This is a genomic window from Halomonas colorata (assembly GCF_014897985.1).
Classification (GTDB): Bacteria; Pseudomonadota; Gammaproteobacteria; order Pseudomonadales; family Halomonadaceae; genus Vreelandella; species Vreelandella colorata.
This window is the reverse complement of sequence record NZ_JABUZA010000013.1, coordinates 38,998-56,196: the sequence shown is the minus strand read 5'-3', so window position 1 is coordinate 56,196 and position 17,199 is coordinate 38,998. Positions and strand designations below refer to the sequence as shown.

Genomic DNA, 17,199 nt, shown 5'->3' with positions numbered 1-17,199 from the left:
AGCGGCGCCTCAGGTTTTCTGCTTTTCTATTTTACCCTGTTGTATGGTTTCGCTGGCCTCTTCGCGCTCTTCGCTGTCTGCTTGAGGTTTCTCCTGCTCAACTTGGCGCGTAGGCTGGTAACAAAAGGTTGCCAGGATAGGGAAGTGGTCAGAACCAAACGCTCCCAGCCGCTGCATGTTTACCAGCGTGAAGTGGTTGGTCACAAAGATGTGGTCAAGCGGCCAGCGCAACAGTCGATTCTTGGCGTGAAAGGTGCTAAACATACCTCGACCCCGCCGCGGGTCGAGCATACCGCTAATGCGGCAGAATAAACGCGTGGTGCTTGACCAGGCCACATCGTTAAGATCACCTGCCACTAACGTAGGCTGAGGTTTTTTGTGGACTTCTTGCCCCACCCATAAGAGTTCAGCATCTCGCCATAACGATTTTTCACTTTCCGCCGGAGCAGGGGGGCGGGGATGAACGGCATACAGACGAATAGAGTCGCCATTTTCAAGCGTTACCATGGTATGAATAGATGGGATGTCTTTTTGGATTAGCCATTTAACCGAGGTGTTTTCCAGCGGTAGACGTGAATAAAGGTGCATGCCATAGAGATTGTCGAGCGGCACTTTAACGCTATAGGGCCATTTTTCATCAAGTGCGGGATCTAACTGATCCTGCCACCATTGATCTGACTCAAGGGTTAAAATGATATCCGGCTGGCGCTGTTGAATCATTTTGATCAGATCCTCAGCGCGCCGGTTGGGCGTCAATACATTGGCAATTAAAAGCGTAATGTGGCGATCTTGGGAGCTTTCTTTATCAGCTGTTTTAACCTGAGCACGCCAAAGGCGTGTCCAGGGTAAAATATAGCGACCCTGCAAGCCCACCGTAATAAGAACGATAATCCAGGCGGCTGAGCGCCAATCGCTGGGTTCTAAAAACACTAATGCCATTAGGCCGAAGAGAAGTGATAGGAGCGCTATTTGCACGCGAGGAAATTCAAAACACCGTATCCACCACCAGCGCAACGGTACTCGAGCGACCAATGTTGCCAGTAAGGGCAGGAGTGCAAGGCACATAATTAGTGGGGCAAGCATATTTGATCTTCCTATTGAGTAAGGTAACTAAAATAAATTTTATTAGTTGTTTATAAATATTAAACACGCTATCAAGCCATGATTTTATCGAGATATACAGCGTAAATCTGGTTCTTGCGTAAGAAAAAAGTTTCTTGCAATACTGTGATAAATAAGTAGAATACGCATCCGTTGCACGACAGGACCATAGCTCAGTTGGTTAGAGCGCCACGTTGACATCGTGGAGGTCGGCGGTTCAAATCCGCCTGGTCCTACCAAATTGTTAGCCCCGTGCTTTTTAAGCGCGGGGTTTTTGTTCGTTTAGCATTGTTTTTCATACCGTATTCGTTTATTTCGCGCAGCAAATTAATTCAGGCAGCTTTCTTTGCCAGGCTTAACGTCTAGTGATGAGAATGCCTGATTAGGGATATTTACGTGCGTGAAATGGTGCCTGTCACGATAACGTCATGCTGTATAATGTATAATGCGCGTATAGAAATTGGCCTGAAGTTGTACTGGAATTTGCGCTGCGATGAACTACTTTACCTATGAACATAATTCAAGGATGAAGCTATGTATCTTAATTTAATGCCCAGCTTGGCCTCTGCCTTGGGTGGTCTCAAATCAGGCCTTAAATCTGCAAACAAACCGTCGCTAATGCGTGATGGCGTGGATGATGCAGAGCTGGATGAATATTTTCATACGGCTCAAGAGCTAGGGTTGAGCCGCTATAAAGCAGAAGAAATATTCAACCATTCACTTAGAAAGGCGCGCCGCCGCTCTGATCTATCCATGAGCGACGTTATTTTTCGTGCTTACTGCACCATCCATCTGCATACTTATCATTGATGGGGCGACAGATCCGTTTGGCGCTGAAAAGTAGCTATTAGTGCTTCGATTCCAGCCTGATCGTCTTCGGTAAAGCGGGCAGGTAGTGGGCTATCCAGGTCTAGAACGCCCCACAGGTAGCCCTTTAGAACGACAGGAATCACCAGCTCGGAGCGAGAGTCCGTATCGCAGGCAATGTGGTCTGCGATGGCGTGAACATCATCGACCCGCTGTGTTTTCTGCTGGCGTGCTGCGGCTCCGCATACGCCCTTGCTAAAGGGAATCGGGTGGCAGGCCGGTTTACCCTGAAAAGGCCCTAGCCCCAAGACCTCATGCTGTCGCTGAAGATAGAATCCCACCCAGTTTAGGTTAGGTACTTCCTGCTGAATAAAAGCGCAGATTTGAGCGCTATTGGTAAGCCAGTCGCGTGTATCAAGCAGGGCTTCAAGCTGGCGGTTGAGTAGCGCGTAGTTGGTGATCGGCATAATCATCTCGTTATAAAACGCATCAGGCCGACACAAAGGTCGGCCTGATATAAGTGCTTTCTAAAGGGGTTATTCGGTCCAGCTCGGTACGGCAGCGCCTTTAAATAACTCTTCAGCTTTAGCCGCGACTTCGTCGCGCTGATAAGCATCAACCAGCTGACGAATATCTTCACGCTCTTCGTCACCACCGCGAACGGCAATAAGGTTCACGTAGGGCGATTCAGGGCCTTCTTTGATCAGGGCATCGTCAAGCTTCAAGCCAGCTGGCTGAGCGAAGGTGTTATTGATAAAAGCCATATCCACATCGCGCAGTATACGGGGAAGCTGGGCGGCCTCAATCTCACGGAAGCGGAAGTTGTGCGGATTCTCGGCGATATCGATCGGCGTGGCTTCCAGGTTCTCCGGATCGTTCAGTGTGATCAGGCCTTCGTTATGCATCAAAATCAGCGCACGCCCTTCGTTGGACGGGTCATTGGGCAGAGCAATCTGCGCTCCGTCGGGCAGGTCTTCAATGCTGTCGAATTTTTCTGAATAAGCACCGATCGGGTAAACAAAGGTATAGCCCGCAACGGCAAGATCATAGCCGCGGTCGCTAACCATGGCATTCAGGTAGGGGGCGTGCTGATAAGCATTGGCATCAAGGCTACCGTCTGCTAGTGCAACATTGGGGGTTACGTAATCGGTAAATTCGATAATTTCGACATTAAGGTCGTATTCTTCTTTAGCAATACGCGCTGCCACTTCCATAACTTCGGTTTCAGGGCCGGCAACGGTGCCCATTTTGAGCGTGCGCGTTTCTGCATTTGCCACGTTAACTGCCAGTGCCAAAGCTGTCAGGCTACCAATTATAAGTTTTTGCATATAAGTCTCCTAATGCGTTGTTCCACCATGAATTGATAATGCTGGAATAAGAAAAATAATTCTAATGTTTTTTTGTTATAAATCCGTATAGGCAATGTCTATCATTATTTACGGTCGCTTTTACGCACCAAGTAATCACCCAGGCTTTGAAAGCCTTGCACCATGATCACCAAAATAATTACGGTAATCAGCATGATAGTAGGGTTGAAACGGTTGTACCCATAACGGATACCCAGATCCCCCAGGCCGCCACCGCCTACAGCGCCCGCCATGGCAGAATAGCTAACAAGTGTTACCAGCGTAATGGTAAGGCCCGTAATAATGCCGCCCCGCGCTTCGGGGATAAGCACCTTGCGAATAACCTGCCAGGGCGTTGCGCCCATGGATTGAGCAGACTCAACCAAGCCTGGAGATACCTCATTGAGCGCACCTTCTATCAGGCGCGCCACAAAAGGGATGGCCGCAATGGTTAAGGGTACCGAGGCGGCATTAATCCCTATGGAGGTGCCCACCAGCATGCGCGTGAAGGGGATGATGGCCACCATCAATATAATGAAGGGAATCGAGCGGCCAATATTGGTAATAATGCTTAACGTCTGATTAAGTACCGGCTGGGCTAGAATTTGGCGTGGGCGTGTCACATACAGCAAGACGCCTAACGGTAGGCCGAGCAGCGTTGATATGACGCCGGAGATCGCCACCATATACAGCGTATCCAGCGTGGCCTGTAAAATAAGGTCAAACATTGCGCTGGACATAACCAAGTACCTCGACTTCTAACTGGTGAGACTGAAGATAATTCATCGCTTTTTGCGTCTGCTCGGTGGTGCCGAGTAGTTCCGCAATCATAAGCCCTAAGGTGCGGTCCTGAATGGACTCCACTTTGGCTTGTAGAATGCTTACATCTACATTGCATTCACGCGCCAGGCGCGAAATAAGCGGTGTCGAAACGGCATCGCCCGAGAACGTCAGGCGCACCACAGGATGAGTGGCCTCGCTTGGCGTTGCGCTCAAGCGTTCAATAAGCTCCTTGGGCGGGCTGAGTTGAAGAAAATCGTTCAGGAACTCACGACCCAGCTGGGTGCGTGGCGCGGTAAAGAAGTCGCCGACTTCCGCATCTTCCACCAGTTTGCCGTTAGAGATAAGACTCACTCGGTGGCAAATTGACTTAACCACTTCCATTTCATGGGTGATCAATAAAATAGTGATACCCAACTGCTGGTTGATATCGCGCAGAAGCTCAAGAATGGAGCCGGTGGTTTGCGGGTCGAGTGCTGACGTTGCTTCATCGCATAACAGGACGTTGGGCTTGCTAGCCAGGGCGCGAGCGATAGCAACGCGCTGCTTTTGACCACCAGATAGCTGGGCAGGATACTGTTTGGCTTTATCAGCCAACCCTACCATTTCAAGTAATGGCAATACGCGGCTTTGAATAGCGTTGCGCTTTTCACCCATCAGTTCAAGGGGCAGGGCAACGTTATCAAACACGTTACGCGTGGTCAGTAGGTTGAAATGTTGGAAAATCATGCCAATGCGATGGCGCGCCTGGTTCAGAGCACCGCCGCTCAAGCGGGTCATTTCCTGGCCATCTACCGTGACGCTGCCTTGGGTAGGGCGCTCAAGAAGGTTCACGCAGCGAATTAGCGTTGACTTGCCCGCACCGGATAAGCCGATAACGCCATGGATAGTACCTTTGGGCACACATAAATTAACATCGCTCAGGGCATGAACGGCACTGTCGCCGCTGCCATAGGTTTTACTAACGTTACTAAGTTCAATCATAGCGTCTGCCTTAATGGGAGGCCTTAGACGGAGTGCGAGGGAGCAAGCGCAGGGCGGGATATAAAAAAAAGGCCACCCTGACGGGTGGCCATCAACGCTGGACACACCCTTTTAGCTGCACTTCACCAAATCATTGATTTGATGGACGCCCGCAATATGGGTACAAATCGGCGTCATTACATGGGCCAAAAGTCTAAAGAGCAGCCCCCAGGTTGTCAATTGAAACCGGCTGATTTTACGTTGGACATCGCTTCGTCAGAGGTATTTGGTAAATTTAGCCACTGTTTTGGTGTATTTAACTTTTCATAGCGGAATCAAGGCTGATAATTAATGCCAGGGCGAGCCATATATTCTTAGGCTTATTAGCCGCGCGATAAGCGCATTATTTTGTTCAGGAGCGTAAACTTGCGCCTTTGTTAATTCATGTTTGAATAAGCGCTTTCAAGATGACGTACTAGAGGATTCATTATGTTTACCGGCATCGTGCAGGGTATCGCGACCGTAGTAGAGGTGCATGAACTTGACGAGTTTCGAACCCATGTAGTGGCTATGCCTGCGGCCATGCGCGAGGGATTGGAAATCGGTGCCTCAGTGGCCCATAACGGGGTGTGCCTCACCGTTACCGGGATTAACGGCGATAACGTTAGTTTCGACTTGATGCGGGAAACCCTACGATTGACTAATCTTGGTGCACTTGCACCGGGAGGAGGCGTCAATATTGAGCGTGCCGCCCGGTTTGGTGATGAGATTGGTGGGCACTCCATGTCTGGTCACATTATTTGTATGGCAAACGTGGTGGCCATCGAAGAAGCGCCTAATAATCGTCGGCTATGGTTTGCCTTACCTGACACGATTGGCCGCTTCGTTTTTGAGAAAGGCTATATCGGGGTGGATGGTATTAGCTTAACGGTTGGGGATGTACGCTGTGCATCAGACGACAACGGTATTGAGTTCAGCGTTAATCTGATTCCGGAAACGCTTTCTCGCACAATGCTCAGCGAGCGCCTGCCTGGCGATGACGTCAATATTGAGATTGACCCGCAAACCCAGGTCATTGTTGAAACCGTTGAGCGTGTGTTGGCCAAGCGCGCATAACGATTTGGAACCAAGCTAACTGACCGATTGGTTAGTTGATGGCCTGAAGATTGCTAGCGTTATTACTGGCGGAGGCTCTTCCGCCTCAACTGGCTGCGCGTTTGGTACTCGCATCACACGGTACCTTTCGGTAACATGTGCGGCTTTTCTCGCTCCAAGGGGACGCATTTTGCGTTTGCGCGAAGGATAAAAACATTCATGAAACTTCTGGATAACTATTTCAATCTGACCGAGCTGAACACGAATGTGAAGACGGAGGTTGTTGCCGGGATCACGACGTTCCTGACCATGGCCTATATCATATTCGTGAACCCCAGTATTTTGTCAGAAGCGGGCATGGACTACGGCGCCGTCTTTGTGGCGACCTGCTTGGCGGCGGCGATTGGCTGCTTCGTCATGGGGCTTTGGGCTAATTACCCTATCGCTCAGGCACCCGGTATGGGGCTTAACGCCTTTTTCACCTATGGCGTGGTACTGGGCATGGGCTACACCTGGGAAGCCGCACTGGGCGCGGTCTTCTTTTCGGGCCTGACCTTTTTCTTGCTGAGTATTTTTAAGATTCGCGAGTGGATCATTAACTCCATTCCCATGTCGCTGCGTTTAGGGATCGCGGCGGGGATTGGTCTTTTCCTGGCCATGATTGCGCTTAAAAACTCCGGCATTGTGGTCGCTAATCCGGCGACCTTTGTCTCAATGGGCGATCTGTCACAGCCTGCGCCTTTATATGCCCTGCTAGGCTTTTTTGTGATCACTGCGCTGTCTTACCTGCGGATCAAAGGTGCAGTGTTGATCGGTATCCTGGGTATTACTCTGCTGGCGATGCTGCTGGGTCACAATGAGTATGCAGGGTTGATGTCAATGCCACCGTCTATCGCGCCTACCTTTATGGCGATGGATTTGATGGGCGCATTGGATGTCGCAATGCTTAGCGTTATCTTCGCGTTTTTGTTCGTGGACCTGTTTGATACATCCGGCACGCTAGTGGGCGTTGCTCACCGGGGCAAGCTGTTGGATAAAGATGGTAAATTGCCGCGTATCGGGCGCGCCATGATGGCAGATAGTACCGCGTCCATGGCTGGGGCGGCGCTGGGCACCTCGACCACCACCAGCTATATCGAATCAACCGCGGGTATCGCCTCTGGTGGGCGAACCGGGTTAACCGCCGTAGTGGTTGGCGTGTTGTTTTTAATCAGCCTTTTCTTTGCGCCTCTGGCGGGCTCCATACCCGCGTATGCCACGGCAGGCGCTCTATTGTACGTGGCGGTTCTTATGGCCGGCAGTTTGGCTCATGCGAACTGGGAAGATCCGACCGATGCAGCACCGGTACTGATTGCTGCACTGGCGATGCCGCTCACGTTCTCTATTGCTGACGGTATTGCCTTAGGGTTTATAAGCTTTGTGGGTATTAAAGCGCTGTCTGGCCGGTTTAGTGACCTGAACCCGGCCGTTGTGATCCTTGCATTGCTGTTTGCAGCGAAGTTTCTATTCTTGGGTTAAGCGCCCAGGCTATTTATTATTAATCTATGAGAGACGCGATGAGCATCTACGGCGACTACATTAAGTCGGTTATTCGCACCGTTCCTGATTGGCCTGAGCAGGGGGTGAACTTTCGAGATATCACTCCGTTATTACAAAACAGTGCGGCTTTTCGCAAGCTGATCGACAGTTTTGTACATCGCTATCAGGAAATGAATTTAGATGCCATCGCGGCGATTGATGCGCGTGGTTTCATTATCGGTGCGCCGCTTGCCTATGAGCTGGGCTGTAGCTTTGTACCGGTTCGTAAAAAAGGCAAACTGCCTTTTAAAACGATCAGTGAAACCTACAAGCTGGAATACGGCCATTCTGAAGTTGAGCTGCATTCTGATGCGTTTCAGGAGGGTGACCGGATCCTGCTGATGGATGACCTGATTGCCACTGGTGGCACTATGTTGGCCGCCGCCAACCTTATCCAGCGTTCTGGCGGACAAGTAGTAGAAACTGCCACGATTATTGACCTACCCGAGTTGGGCGGTTCTCAGAAAATTCGCGATGCTGGTTTTAGCGTATTCGCGGTATGTTCTTTCAACGAAGACGAGTAACGCCTCTCATGAGCAGCGAACGCTATCACCAGCATTTCACCATTTCCTGGGACCAGTTGCACCGCGATGTGCGCCAGCTTTGCCATCAAATGATCGAGCGGGACTTTAAAGGTATTGTGGCGATCACCCGGGGTGGATTAATTCCGGCGGCACTCATTGCCCGCGAACTTAACGTGCGCCTGATTGATACGATCTGTATTAAAAGCTATGACCATATGGATCAGGGCGGCCTGAATATCATGAAGGGCGTTGACCACGATGGTGAAGGTTGGCTGTTGGTCGATGATCTGGTGGATACTGGTAAAACCGCGCGTGCAGTGCGTGAAATGATGCCGAAAGCCCATTTTGTGACTATCTATGCTAAGCCAGAAGGGCGTCCTTTAGTGGACCAATATCTCACTGAAGTGGCTCAGCAATGCTGGATCCAGTTCCCTTGGGATATGGGCGTTGCATATGTAGAGCCACTTGTTGACCAAGTTAAAAGGAATTATGACTAATCCACTGACGAACGACTGGGGCCAATGGCTCGGTGATGAGTTTCAAGCAGATTACATGAAGGCTTTGAAACAGTTTTTGGCCCAAGAGAAAACGGCTAAAAAAGTTATTTATCCCCACTCTTCCAATTGGTTTCGGGCGTTTGAGCTGACGCCATTGAAAGATGTAAAAGTCGTTATCCTCGGTCAGGACCCCTATCACGGGCCTAACCAGGCGCATGGATTAAGCTTTTCCGTTCAGTCGGGGGTGAAAATCCCCCCGTCACTTGTCAATATTTATAAAGAGTTGGCAAGCGATGTAGGCTTTAAGCCGGTACGCCATGGCAGCCTGGTTAGCTGGGCTACCCAGGGAGTGCTGCTGTTAAACACGGCCTTGACCGTTGAGCAGGGTAATGCTGCCTCTCACCGGGGCAAAGGTTGGGAGCAGTTTACGGATCGAGCAATCGAAACGGTAAGCCAGCATGCTCCGCCGTGCGTGTTTTTATTGTGGGGCAGCCATGCGCGCCAGAAAAAAGCGCTAATCGATCAGCAGCGCCATTTAGTGTTGGAGTCGCCCCATCCTTCGCCGCTGTCTGCTCATCGTGGTTTTTTTGGCAACCACCAGTTTTCTCAAGCGAATCAGTTCCTGGTAGAACAGGGGCGTTCGCCTATTGACTGGCAACTGCCCGAAAGCGCTTAACCTAGTGGTCAGATACAGGTAGAATGGCGCGCAATTTTGTATGCCTGAAGATGCGACCTACGTCGCCATCCTGATATCCCTGCAGTGAGGAAGCCCCATGAGTGTCTACGCCATTAACCATCCGCTTGTTCAACATAAGCTGGGACTGATGCGCGAAGTTGATTTAAGCACTAAAAGCTTTCGTGAACTGGCAGGTGAAGTGGCCAAGCTCTTGACCTATGAGGCGACCAAAGGCCTGGAGCTTGAAGACCATGAGATTCAAGGTTGGAATGGCGAGCCTATCGCTACGCGCCGCCTTAAAGGTAAAAAGGTCACTGTCGTCCCTATTTTGCGCGCTGGCTTAGGTATGCTTGAAGGCGTGACGGATCTGATTCCCAGTGCGCGCGTCAGTGTTGTGGGCCTTTACCGTGATGAAGAAACCCTGCAGCCGGTTCCTTACTTTGCGAAATTCGCCAACGATATTGAAGAGCGTATGGCACTGGTCATTGATCCGATGTTGGCAACCGGCGGCTCGATGGTCGCAACGCTTGATATGCTGCGCGAGCGTGGCTGCGAGCATATGAAAGTGATTGTTCTGGTCGCGGCACCAGAAGGGATCAAACGGGTGCAGGAGGCTTATCCCGATGTTGAAATTTATACCGCGTCGGTAGACGACCGGTTGGATGAAAACGGCTATATCGTCCCAGGCTTGGGAGATGCCGGAGACAAGATTTTTGGAACGCGCTAAGCGCTCCGTCTGATATTGCCCCTTGCGCTTCGCGCTAGGGGCATTTTTTTGCCCTCTCAATTTTTGCCCCCTCAATATGAATAACAAACCCTTAGGAGTTGTGTGATGAGTGATGCTGTCAGCCAGCCAGAGTCATGGCCAAAGGTACTGCTGACCGGTGCGCAAATGCTGTTTGTCGCCTTTGGCGCGTTGGTGTTAGTGCCGCTGTTAACCGGGCTGGATCCAAGCGTCGCGCTGTTCACTGCCGGTGTGGGTACGTTGGTATTTCACGCGGTCACGAAAAAGACGGTGCCGGTATTTCTGGCCTCCTCGTTTGCTTTTATCGCGCCCATACAAGGCTCCATTGCAAGCTTTGGGGTATCGGCCACCATGGGCGGGTTAATGGTGGCAGGCTTGGTGTATGTCGCCATTTCTCAGGCCGTGCGTCTACGTGGGGTTGGCTGGCTTAACCGCTTACTGCCTGCTGTCGTGGTGGGGCCGGTCATCATGGTGATTGGCTTGGCGCTGGCGCCTGTTGCGGTAAGCATGGCAACCGGTGAAACCAGCGATAATATCAGCTATGGACAAGCCATTTTCTTATCGATGGCTAGTCTGCTGGTCACCTTGGTCTTGGCGGTCTTCGGCCGTGGCCTGTTACGCCTGGTGCCCATTATGGGAGGGATTTTTACGGGTTATACGCTGGCGTTGATTATGGGAGTCGTCGATTTCACCCCGGTTCGCGAAGCGGCCTGGCTGGCGCTACCCAGCTTTACCGCGCCCAGTTTTCATTGGGCGGCCATTTTATTCATGATTCCTGTCGCCATTGCGCCTGCGGTCGAACATATCGGTGATATGGTCGCGATTGGCTCGGTAACGCGGAAAAACTATTTGGAAAAACCAGGCCTGCATCGCACGTTATTAGGCGATGGTTTGGCGACGACGGTCGCGGCGTTGTTTGGCGGGCCACCCAATACAACGTATTCCGAAGTGACTGGGGCGGTAACGCTAACCCGTGCCTTTAACCCTACCTACATGATTGTGGCAGCCGTGCTTGCCATCGTACTGGCGTTTGTGGCTAAGCTGGGGGCGCTTTTGCAAACCATCCCTGGACCCGTGATGGGCGGTATCATGACACTGCTGTTTGGCTCAATCGCCGTGGTGGGAATGAATACGCTGGTACGTGCCGGGCAGTCGTTAACGGCGCCACGTAATCTGGTGGTGGTATCCTTGATTTTGGTTTTCGGGATTGGCGGCATGCAGTTTGGCGAAGGTCAGTTCACGCTACAGGGCGTTAGCCTGGCCGCACTTGTGGGGATTGCGTTAAATTGGCTACTGCCGCGCGAGCGGGAAGGTGAGTAAGCGACGCATGTTAAACGCTGTTAGAAGGAGTATGGGGAGATGGTAGGCAGCATAACGACAACGTTTCCTGTACTAGGTATTGCCGCCTGGAGTGGAACGGGTAAAACCACGCTACTGACCCAATTACTGCCGCGATTACGCGAGGCAGGGCTGGATGTTGGCGTTATCAAGCATGCCCACCACAACTTTGATGTAGATAAGCCTGGCAAAGACAGCTATCGGCTGCGCAGTGCCGGGGCGTCTCCAATGCTGGTCGCATCACGGCAACGCTTTGCACTCATGCAGGAAACGCCCGACCAAGAGGAGCCTGACCTGGGCGCGTTACTGGCGATGATGGCTCATCATCAGCCGGATCTGGTCATTGTAGAAGGATTTAAAGCATGGCCCATTCCCAAACTTGTACTGTATCGTAAGGGCATTGGAGAGACATCAATTCTTGATGATGCAACGCTACAAGCCGTCGCGCTCGACGCAGAGGCACCGATTGAACTTAGCCCCTCAGTGGCCCTGTTAGACCTGAATGATCTTGATGCGATTACCCGCTGGGTGCTTGCCTGGGTGAGCACCCAACCCAACAGTCCAGCTTAAAACGATGGCTTCAAACGATAGGTGAAAACATGCAGCTAACCCACCTCAATACGCGTGGTGAGGCTAATATGGTTGATGTTGGTGATAAGCGCGAAACGCGCCGTGAGGCAGTCGCTTCGGGGCGGATTATCATGCAGCCTGAAACGCTTAACTTGCTAAGTGACGGCAAGCTTCCCAAGGGCGATGTTATTGCCACTGCGCGTATCGCCGGTATACAGGCCGCCAAACGTACCCATGAGCTGATTCCGCTTTGCCACTCCCTAGCGCTTTCTAAAGTATCGATAGAGTTTGAGATCGACCAGCAAGACAGCTGCGTCAAGGTGACGGCGCTATGCCGTTTGAATGGGCGTACCGGTGTTGAGATGGAAGCGCTGACTGCCGTATCGGTTGCTTGTTTGACGCTTTACGATATGTGCAAAGCCGTGGATAAAGATATGCGCATCGATGCTGTCCAATTGGAAAGCAAACACGGCGGCGTGCGGGGAGATTATCAGCGTGATGCCCGCCCAGCGGCGCCAATCGTAACAGGTGATGGGGCAACGGGAGAGGTAACCCTAGGAGAGCGCTGTGCCTCGCCTTGCGTTCGGGTAAAGTTCTTGGCCGAGCTGCGTGAGCGAGTAGGCGTGAGTGATATCGTGCTCGATCTGGAGCAAGTGCCCAGCTGCGATATTGCCGGTTTAAAAGCCGCTTTAAGCCAGCGTGATCCGCGCTTTAGCGTGCTCAACGACCAGCGTACGCTATGTGCGATTAATCAGGTCATGGCCAACGACAGTGCGCGTATTACCAACGAGGATGAGGTGGCGTTTTTTCCACCGGTGACCGGAGGCTAGATCATGAATATCCGGGTGCATGTTCAGGCTACACCGTTTGCGTTAGCTGATGGCTATGAGCAAGTGCTGGCACAGCGTACCGACATTGGCGCTGTCGTGAGTTTTACCGGCTTGGTGCGTGATTTCAATGAAACCCCGGATGTGACGGGGTTGACCCTTGAACACTATCCGGGCATGACGGAGCGAACGCTGGAAAGTATTGGTGAGCAGGCCTGGCAGCGCTGGTCGCTGCAGGCCGTGTACATCGTTCATCGTGTTGGGTATCTCACGCCAGGCGACCCGATCGTACGTGTGCTGGTCGCCAGCGCCCACCGACGCGAAGCCTTTGAGGCGTGCGACTTCATAATGGATTTTTTAAAGACCCAAGCGCCATTCTGGAAGAAAGAGCACTCGGGACAAGGCGAATACTGGGTAAAAGAGCGCACCACAGATACCCAGGATGCGGCTCGCTGGACGTAGGGCGGGCCTATGCTCTGGAACGCTAGCGCTTAGCCCTAAAACAAGGCTTACATTTATAAGGGCGCTTCGGCCGCCATAATTTGCAAATGTACGTCGGGCATATGCTGCATATGTTCTGCCAGCCAATGAATCAAGCGCGGCTGAAGCGCAAAGCGTAGGTCCGCTAACGTATCGGCTTCAATATCCTCAAGCTGATCATCCAGCCATTCACTAAAGCTATCTTCATCCAGGGGGCTTGCACTGCTGGTATCTAGCATCAGGCGGCCTATGCGCCACCAGCCTGTCTCACTAGCCGTGACCGGTAGCGCAAGGTACAAACTGCCTCGGCGGGCCGTGGCTTTAGCGTTTTCCAAGCCTGGATGTGGCACAACACTATTTTGATTAACGATGCAGGGTGGTTGGGGGTGGCGCGCTTCACAGCGGAGCCCCTGACCATCCAGCACGATAATGTCGCCATTCACGGGCGCTAAAGGCGCGCTAATATCAAGGGCTTGGGCAATGGCCTGATGCGCCTGCTGATGGCGAGCCTCGCCGTGTACCGGGATAAGGTGTTTTGGCCGTACCCACTGATAAAACTTGGTTAGTTCTTCCTGCGCCGGGTGCCCGGTAGCATGCAGCTCCGGGTGATTTATCTCATCAAAAATCGTCACCCCTAACTGCTTTAGACGCCGTTTTAGCTGCTCAATTGGGCGTTCGTTACCCGGAATGGTTTTGGCGGAGAAAATAACGTTATCGCCGGGCTCAAGGTCAATAAACGGATGGCGCCCCTGAGCAAGCCTTTGCAGGGCTGCACGCGGTTCACCCTGGCTGCCTGTAGCGATAATGACCACTTCATCTGGAGGTAAATAGCCAAGATCATGCGATGGAACGAGGGCTGGCAAGTCATCCATATAGCCAAGGCCTCGTGCAACACCCACCATCCGCTCCATTGAGCGACCCATTAAACTAATTCGGCGTCCACACTGGTGCGCCGCCCGGCCAATGGCTAATACTCGCGCTAGGTTGCTTGCAAAGCAGGAGACCACCACGCGGCCCTTGCATTCGCCCAAGGTTTTAGACAGCGCTTTAGCCACATCGCCTTCACTGCCCGAGTGACCCGGCAGAGGAGCATTAGTTGAATCCCCAACCACTAAATCAACCGGGGCGAGCGCCCGAAAATGGGCCGCATTAATGGGGTCACCAATAAGGGGGTTAGGATCCAGCTTCCAGTCACCGGTATGCAGTACGCGGTAGCCGCCAATCAGTATCATCAGCGCGCAGCTTTCAGGAATCGAATGGGTCAGAGGCATGTAGCGTACCGAAAACGGCGTGCTTTCCATTGCTTCGCCGGGCTCGATTACCTTGATGGCCGTACTGCTTAACTGATGTTCGGCGAATTTTAAGCGTAACAGGCCTGCGGCTAGCGGCGTTGCATAAATTGGACAGTTCCACTTGGGCCATAGCCAGGCAACCGCGCCAATATGGTCTTCGTGGCCATGGGTGATAAATAGCGCCTGGGGAGTGATGCCCAGGGCCTCCGGGGTATCCAGATTGGGCACTTGAAGTGGTGAATTGGGCAGATCCTGGCGAATCATCATGCCGCAGTCGACCGCGATCCAATGATCGTCGTATCCATATAGCGTTAGATTCATGCCGATTTCACCACACCCACCCAGCGGCAGTAGGCGCAGAGGAGGGCGACGGCGGGGACGAAGTTGAACGCGTGGTGGATGCATCAGTTATGAAAAGCCTAAAAAGTAATGCCTTAACTATACGGGAAGGCAGGGGCGGCTAACAATGACCATGGCATATGAGGCCGGTGCTTCGTGAAAGGTGTTCCGGTACACTAGGCGGTCTTTATTGTCGGCGCAGTGCTAGGTCTGTTCGCTGCGCCGTTGAACTGCCTTTGGCATTATCCTTTGTATGATCCATTGAGCTAACTACTGCATTACGTCAAAAGTATTTCGCAGATCAAAGAGTATCCCGTATGTCTCATTATTATCGTTTGGTCGTTTCCTGCCCTGATCAGGTAGGCATTGTTGCTCGTGTATCAAGTTTTATAGCTCAGCAGGGCGGTTCGATTACCGAAGCCAGCCAGCACTCTGACTTGCAAACGGGCCGGTTTTTTATGCGTTACGAAATATTGGCTGATTCACTAGGGATGTCCGCTGAAACGTTGCGCAGTGCCTTTGAACCGATCGCTCAAGAGTTTTCTATGCAATGGTCGCTGGTCGATACTCAAAAGCGCCGTCGGGTGGTACTGATGGTCTCGCGTGAGTCCCATTGCCTGGTGGATCTGCTGTATCGCTGGCAGGCGGGTGAGCTGGATTGCGATATCGCCGGTGTGATTTCCAATCACGAAGACATGCGTTCAATCGCCGAGTGGTACGGTATTCCTTATCACCATGTGCCGGTTGATCCGAACAATAAAGAAGCGTCGTTTGCCCAAGTGAAAGAGCATATCGATCATGCGCGCGCGGATTGCATCGTGCTGGCACGTTATATGCAGATTCTGCCGCCGTCACTATGCGAGCGGTATGCCGGTCAGGTGATCAATATTCACCACAGCTTCCTGCCCTCTTTTGCGGGTGCCAAGCCTTATCATCAGGCCTATGAGCGCGGTGTAAAACTGATTGGTGCGACCTGTCACTATGTGACCGAGGAGCTGGATGCGGGGCCGATTATCGAGCAGGATATCCATCGCGTGAGCCATTGCCATACACCCACTGATCTGGTTCGTTTTGGCCGCGATGTGGAAAAAGCCGTGCTGGCACGTGGCTTGCGCTGGCACCTGGAAGACCGCGTATTGATTCACGGTAATAAGACGGTGGTATTCAGCTAAACGCCCGTAGTTGCGTTTAAGCCAAAAAAAAGCGGGTGGCCATGGAAATGGCCACCCGCTTGAAAGCTATCAAGACGCTGTATTCTCTGTTCTTAAGAAATTATATTCTTAACACGATGCTCTGCCGCCAACTCACCACAAGCGGTACATTAGCCGAGTGCTTGACCGTTGCCGCCCCGGATAACGCCCACCCCGACGCCTTCAATATCCAGTGACTGAGTGCGCAAGTCGATTTCGATAGGGGCAAAATCAGCGTTTTCGGCCATTAACGTTACCTGATGGCCCTGACGCTTAAAGCGCTTCACGGTAACTTCATCTTCCAGGCGCGCGACAACGATCTGCCCGTCACGTACGCGGTCAGTGCGATGCACTGCCAGCAAGTCGCCTTCAAGAATGCCAACATCCTTCATCGACAGGCCGCGCACACGCAGCAGGTAGTCGGCCTTGGGCGTGAAGTACTCTGCTGGCAGCGGGCAGTAGCGGTCAATGTGTTCAGCCGCCAAGATGGGGCTGCCCGCGGCAACTTCGCCAATAACGGGCAAGCCGGCCGGGGGAAGATCACTATTGGCCGCCACAGGAGCAGGCGAATCGCTCACTTCCTGAACATCCTGGTTAGGCAGACGAATCCCGCGTGATGTATTGCGAATAATGCGGATCACACCCTTGCGCTCAAGCGCGCGCAAATGCTCTTCAGCAGCATTGGGCGATTTAAACCCTAGCGCTTTGGCAATTTCTGCGCGAGTGGGTGGATATCCGAATTCACCCATGGTTTTTACGATAAAATCAAAAACATGCTGTTGACGTGCTGTGAGTGGTCGAGACATACCAAACTCCATAAACGATAAAAGACAGTCGGTATCTGCCTGCTTGAACAATATGTGTTTAAGTATACAGTATGTTCCTCTGTCCAGTACACGGATAAAAATAGTGCTTAATAGAGGTTAGACAAGGACCTGGCGTCATTTGGCTAACGGCTAGGCTCAAACGTCAGCCGACCCCAATTCAGCGATGAGGTGTTTGAATTAACTTTAATGAGTTTTCTCATCGATTACAGGAGCTTCTCGTATCT

At 52.1% G+C, this 17,199-nt stretch carries 19 protein-coding genes and 1 tRNA gene; 13 read left to right on the top strand and 7 right to left on the bottom strand.

The features are described 5' to 3' along the window. Positions 1 to 9: 9 nt before the first annotated feature. On the bottom strand, positions 10 to 1,083 hold the full coding sequence (locus INT33_RS08935) for an endonuclease/exonuclease/phosphatase family protein (RefSeq protein WP_193091683.1): 1,074 nt from the start codon (positions 1,081 to 1,083) through the stop codon (positions 10 to 12). Between the two features lie 180 nt (positions 1,084 to 1,263). Between INT33_RS08935 and INT33_RS08930 the strand changes: the two genes are divergently transcribed. Both INT33_RS08930 and INT33_RS08925 read left to right on the top strand, forming a co-directional pair. Further along, positions 1,264 to 1,340 (top strand) — tRNA-Val (locus tag INT33_RS08930). A 295-nt stretch (positions 1,341 to 1,635) separates the two neighbouring features. Next, on the top strand, positions 1,636 to 1,911 hold the full coding sequence (locus INT33_RS08925) for a hypothetical protein (RefSeq protein WP_192538278.1): 276 nt from the start codon (positions 1,636 to 1,638) through the stop codon (positions 1,909 to 1,911). On the opposite strand, the gene INT33_RS08920 is transcribed toward INT33_RS08925, so the two are convergent. From INT33_RS08920 to INT33_RS08905, 4 genes are all read right to left on the bottom strand, one after another. After that, complete coding sequence (locus INT33_RS08920; RefSeq protein ID WP_193091682.1) at positions 1,905 to 2,375, bottom strand: GAF domain-containing protein; 471 nt, start codon at positions 2,373 to 2,375, stop codon at positions 1,905 to 1,907. The two genes, INT33_RS08925 and INT33_RS08920, sit on opposite strands and share 7 nt — an antisense overlap. A gap of 69 nt (positions 2,376 to 2,444) precedes the next feature. Further along, on the bottom strand, positions 2,445 to 3,236 hold the full coding sequence (locus INT33_RS08915; protein ID WP_193091681.1) for a MetQ/NlpA family ABC transporter substrate-binding protein: 792 nt from the start codon (positions 3,234 to 3,236) through the stop codon (positions 2,445 to 2,447). A 104-nt stretch (positions 3,237 to 3,340) separates the two neighbouring features. Next, positions 3,341 to 3,994, bottom strand: coding sequence for a methionine ABC transporter permease (locus INT33_RS08910; protein ID WP_192538275.1), 654 nt, complete (start codon positions 3,992 to 3,994; stop codon positions 3,341 to 3,343). Beyond that, entirely contained in the window at positions 3,975 to 5,018 is a 1,044-nt protein-coding gene (locus tag INT33_RS08905) for a methionine ABC transporter ATP-binding protein (RefSeq protein ID WP_193091680.1), read from the bottom strand. Before INT33_RS08905 ends, INT33_RS08910 begins: the two co-directional genes overlap by 20 nt. Before the next feature lie 468 nt (positions 5,019 to 5,486). On the opposite strand from INT33_RS08905, the gene INT33_RS08900 reads away from it, so the two are divergent. From INT33_RS08900 to moaE, 10 genes are all read left to right on the top strand, one after another. Next, positions 5,487 to 6,113 (top strand): riboflavin synthase subunit alpha, encoded by a 627-nt coding sequence (locus tag INT33_RS08900; protein WP_193091679.1) that lies wholly within the window; start codon positions 5,487 to 5,489, stop codon positions 6,111 to 6,113. Positions 6,114 to 6,311: 198 nt separating this feature from the next. Continuing rightward, complete coding sequence (locus INT33_RS08895) at positions 6,312 to 7,610, top strand: NCS2 family permease (protein ID WP_193091678.1); 1,299 nt, start codon at positions 6,312 to 6,314, stop codon at positions 7,608 to 7,610. Positions 7,611 to 7,648: 38 nt separating this feature from the next. Beyond that, on the top strand, positions 7,649 to 8,194 hold the full coding sequence (locus INT33_RS08890) for an adenine phosphoribosyltransferase (RefSeq protein WP_192538271.1): 546 nt from the start codon (positions 7,649 to 7,651) through the stop codon (positions 8,192 to 8,194). Between the two features lie 8 nt (positions 8,195 to 8,202). Then, positions 8,203 to 8,691: a xanthine phosphoribosyltransferase gene (gene gpt, locus INT33_RS08885; RefSeq protein ID WP_018917220.1), complete on the top strand. Its 489-nt coding sequence runs from the start codon at positions 8,203 to 8,205 to the stop codon at positions 8,689 to 8,691. Continuing rightward, the gene (gene ung / locus INT33_RS08880; protein WP_193091677.1) at positions 8,684 to 9,367 is read left to right on the top strand and encodes a uracil-DNA glycosylase; all 684 of its coding nucleotides are present in this window, start codon (positions 8,684 to 8,686) and stop codon (positions 9,365 to 9,367) included. Before gpt ends, ung begins: the two co-directional genes overlap by 8 nt. A gap of 97 nt (positions 9,368 to 9,464) precedes the next feature. After that, entirely contained in the window at positions 9,465 to 10,094 is a 630-nt protein-coding gene (gene upp, locus INT33_RS08875; protein ID WP_018917218.1) for a uracil phosphoribosyltransferase, read from the top strand. 105 nt (positions 10,095 to 10,199) lie between these two features. Continuing rightward, entirely contained in the window at positions 10,200 to 11,432 is a 1,233-nt protein-coding gene (locus INT33_RS08870) for a uracil-xanthine permease family protein (protein WP_018917217.1), read from the top strand. 39 nt (positions 11,433 to 11,471) lie between these two features. After that, positions 11,472 to 12,020, top strand: coding sequence for a molybdopterin-guanine dinucleotide biosynthesis protein B (mobB, locus tag INT33_RS08865; RefSeq protein ID WP_192538268.1), 549 nt, complete (start codon positions 11,472 to 11,474; stop codon positions 12,018 to 12,020). Between the two features lie 29 nt (positions 12,021 to 12,049). Further along, a complete protein-coding gene (gene moaC / locus INT33_RS08860) occupies positions 12,050 to 12,850 on the top strand; it encodes a cyclic pyranopterin monophosphate synthase MoaC (protein WP_192538267.1) in 801 nt (266 codons plus the stop codon). Positions 12,851 to 12,853: 3 nt separating this feature from the next. Continuing rightward, positions 12,854 to 13,309 (top strand): molybdopterin synthase catalytic subunit MoaE, encoded by a 456-nt coding sequence (gene moaE / locus INT33_RS08855; RefSeq protein ID WP_193091676.1) that lies wholly within the window; start codon positions 12,854 to 12,856, stop codon positions 13,307 to 13,309. A gap of 53 nt (positions 13,310 to 13,362) precedes the next feature. Here moaE and INT33_RS08850 read toward each other — a convergent pair whose 3' ends face one another. Next, positions 13,363 to 14,940 carry a ribonuclease J gene (locus INT33_RS08850; protein WP_193091699.1) on the bottom strand — a complete coding sequence of 526 codons (1,578 nt, stop codon included), beginning with the start codon at positions 14,938 to 14,940 and terminating at the stop codon, positions 13,363 to 13,365. A 335-nt stretch (positions 14,941 to 15,275) separates the two neighbouring features. Here INT33_RS08850 and purU point away from each other — a divergent pair, with 335 nt between their 5' ends. Further along, entirely contained in the window at positions 15,276 to 16,130 is an 855-nt protein-coding gene (purU, locus tag INT33_RS08845; protein ID WP_192538265.1) for a formyltetrahydrofolate deformylase, read from the top strand. Positions 16,131 to 16,279: 149 nt separating this feature from the next. On the opposite strand, the gene lexA is transcribed toward purU, so the two are convergent. Next, positions 16,280 to 16,954, bottom strand: coding sequence for a transcriptional repressor LexA (gene lexA / locus INT33_RS08840; protein WP_192538264.1), 675 nt, complete (start codon positions 16,952 to 16,954; stop codon positions 16,280 to 16,282). Between the last annotated feature and the right edge of the window lie 245 nt (positions 16,955 to 17,199).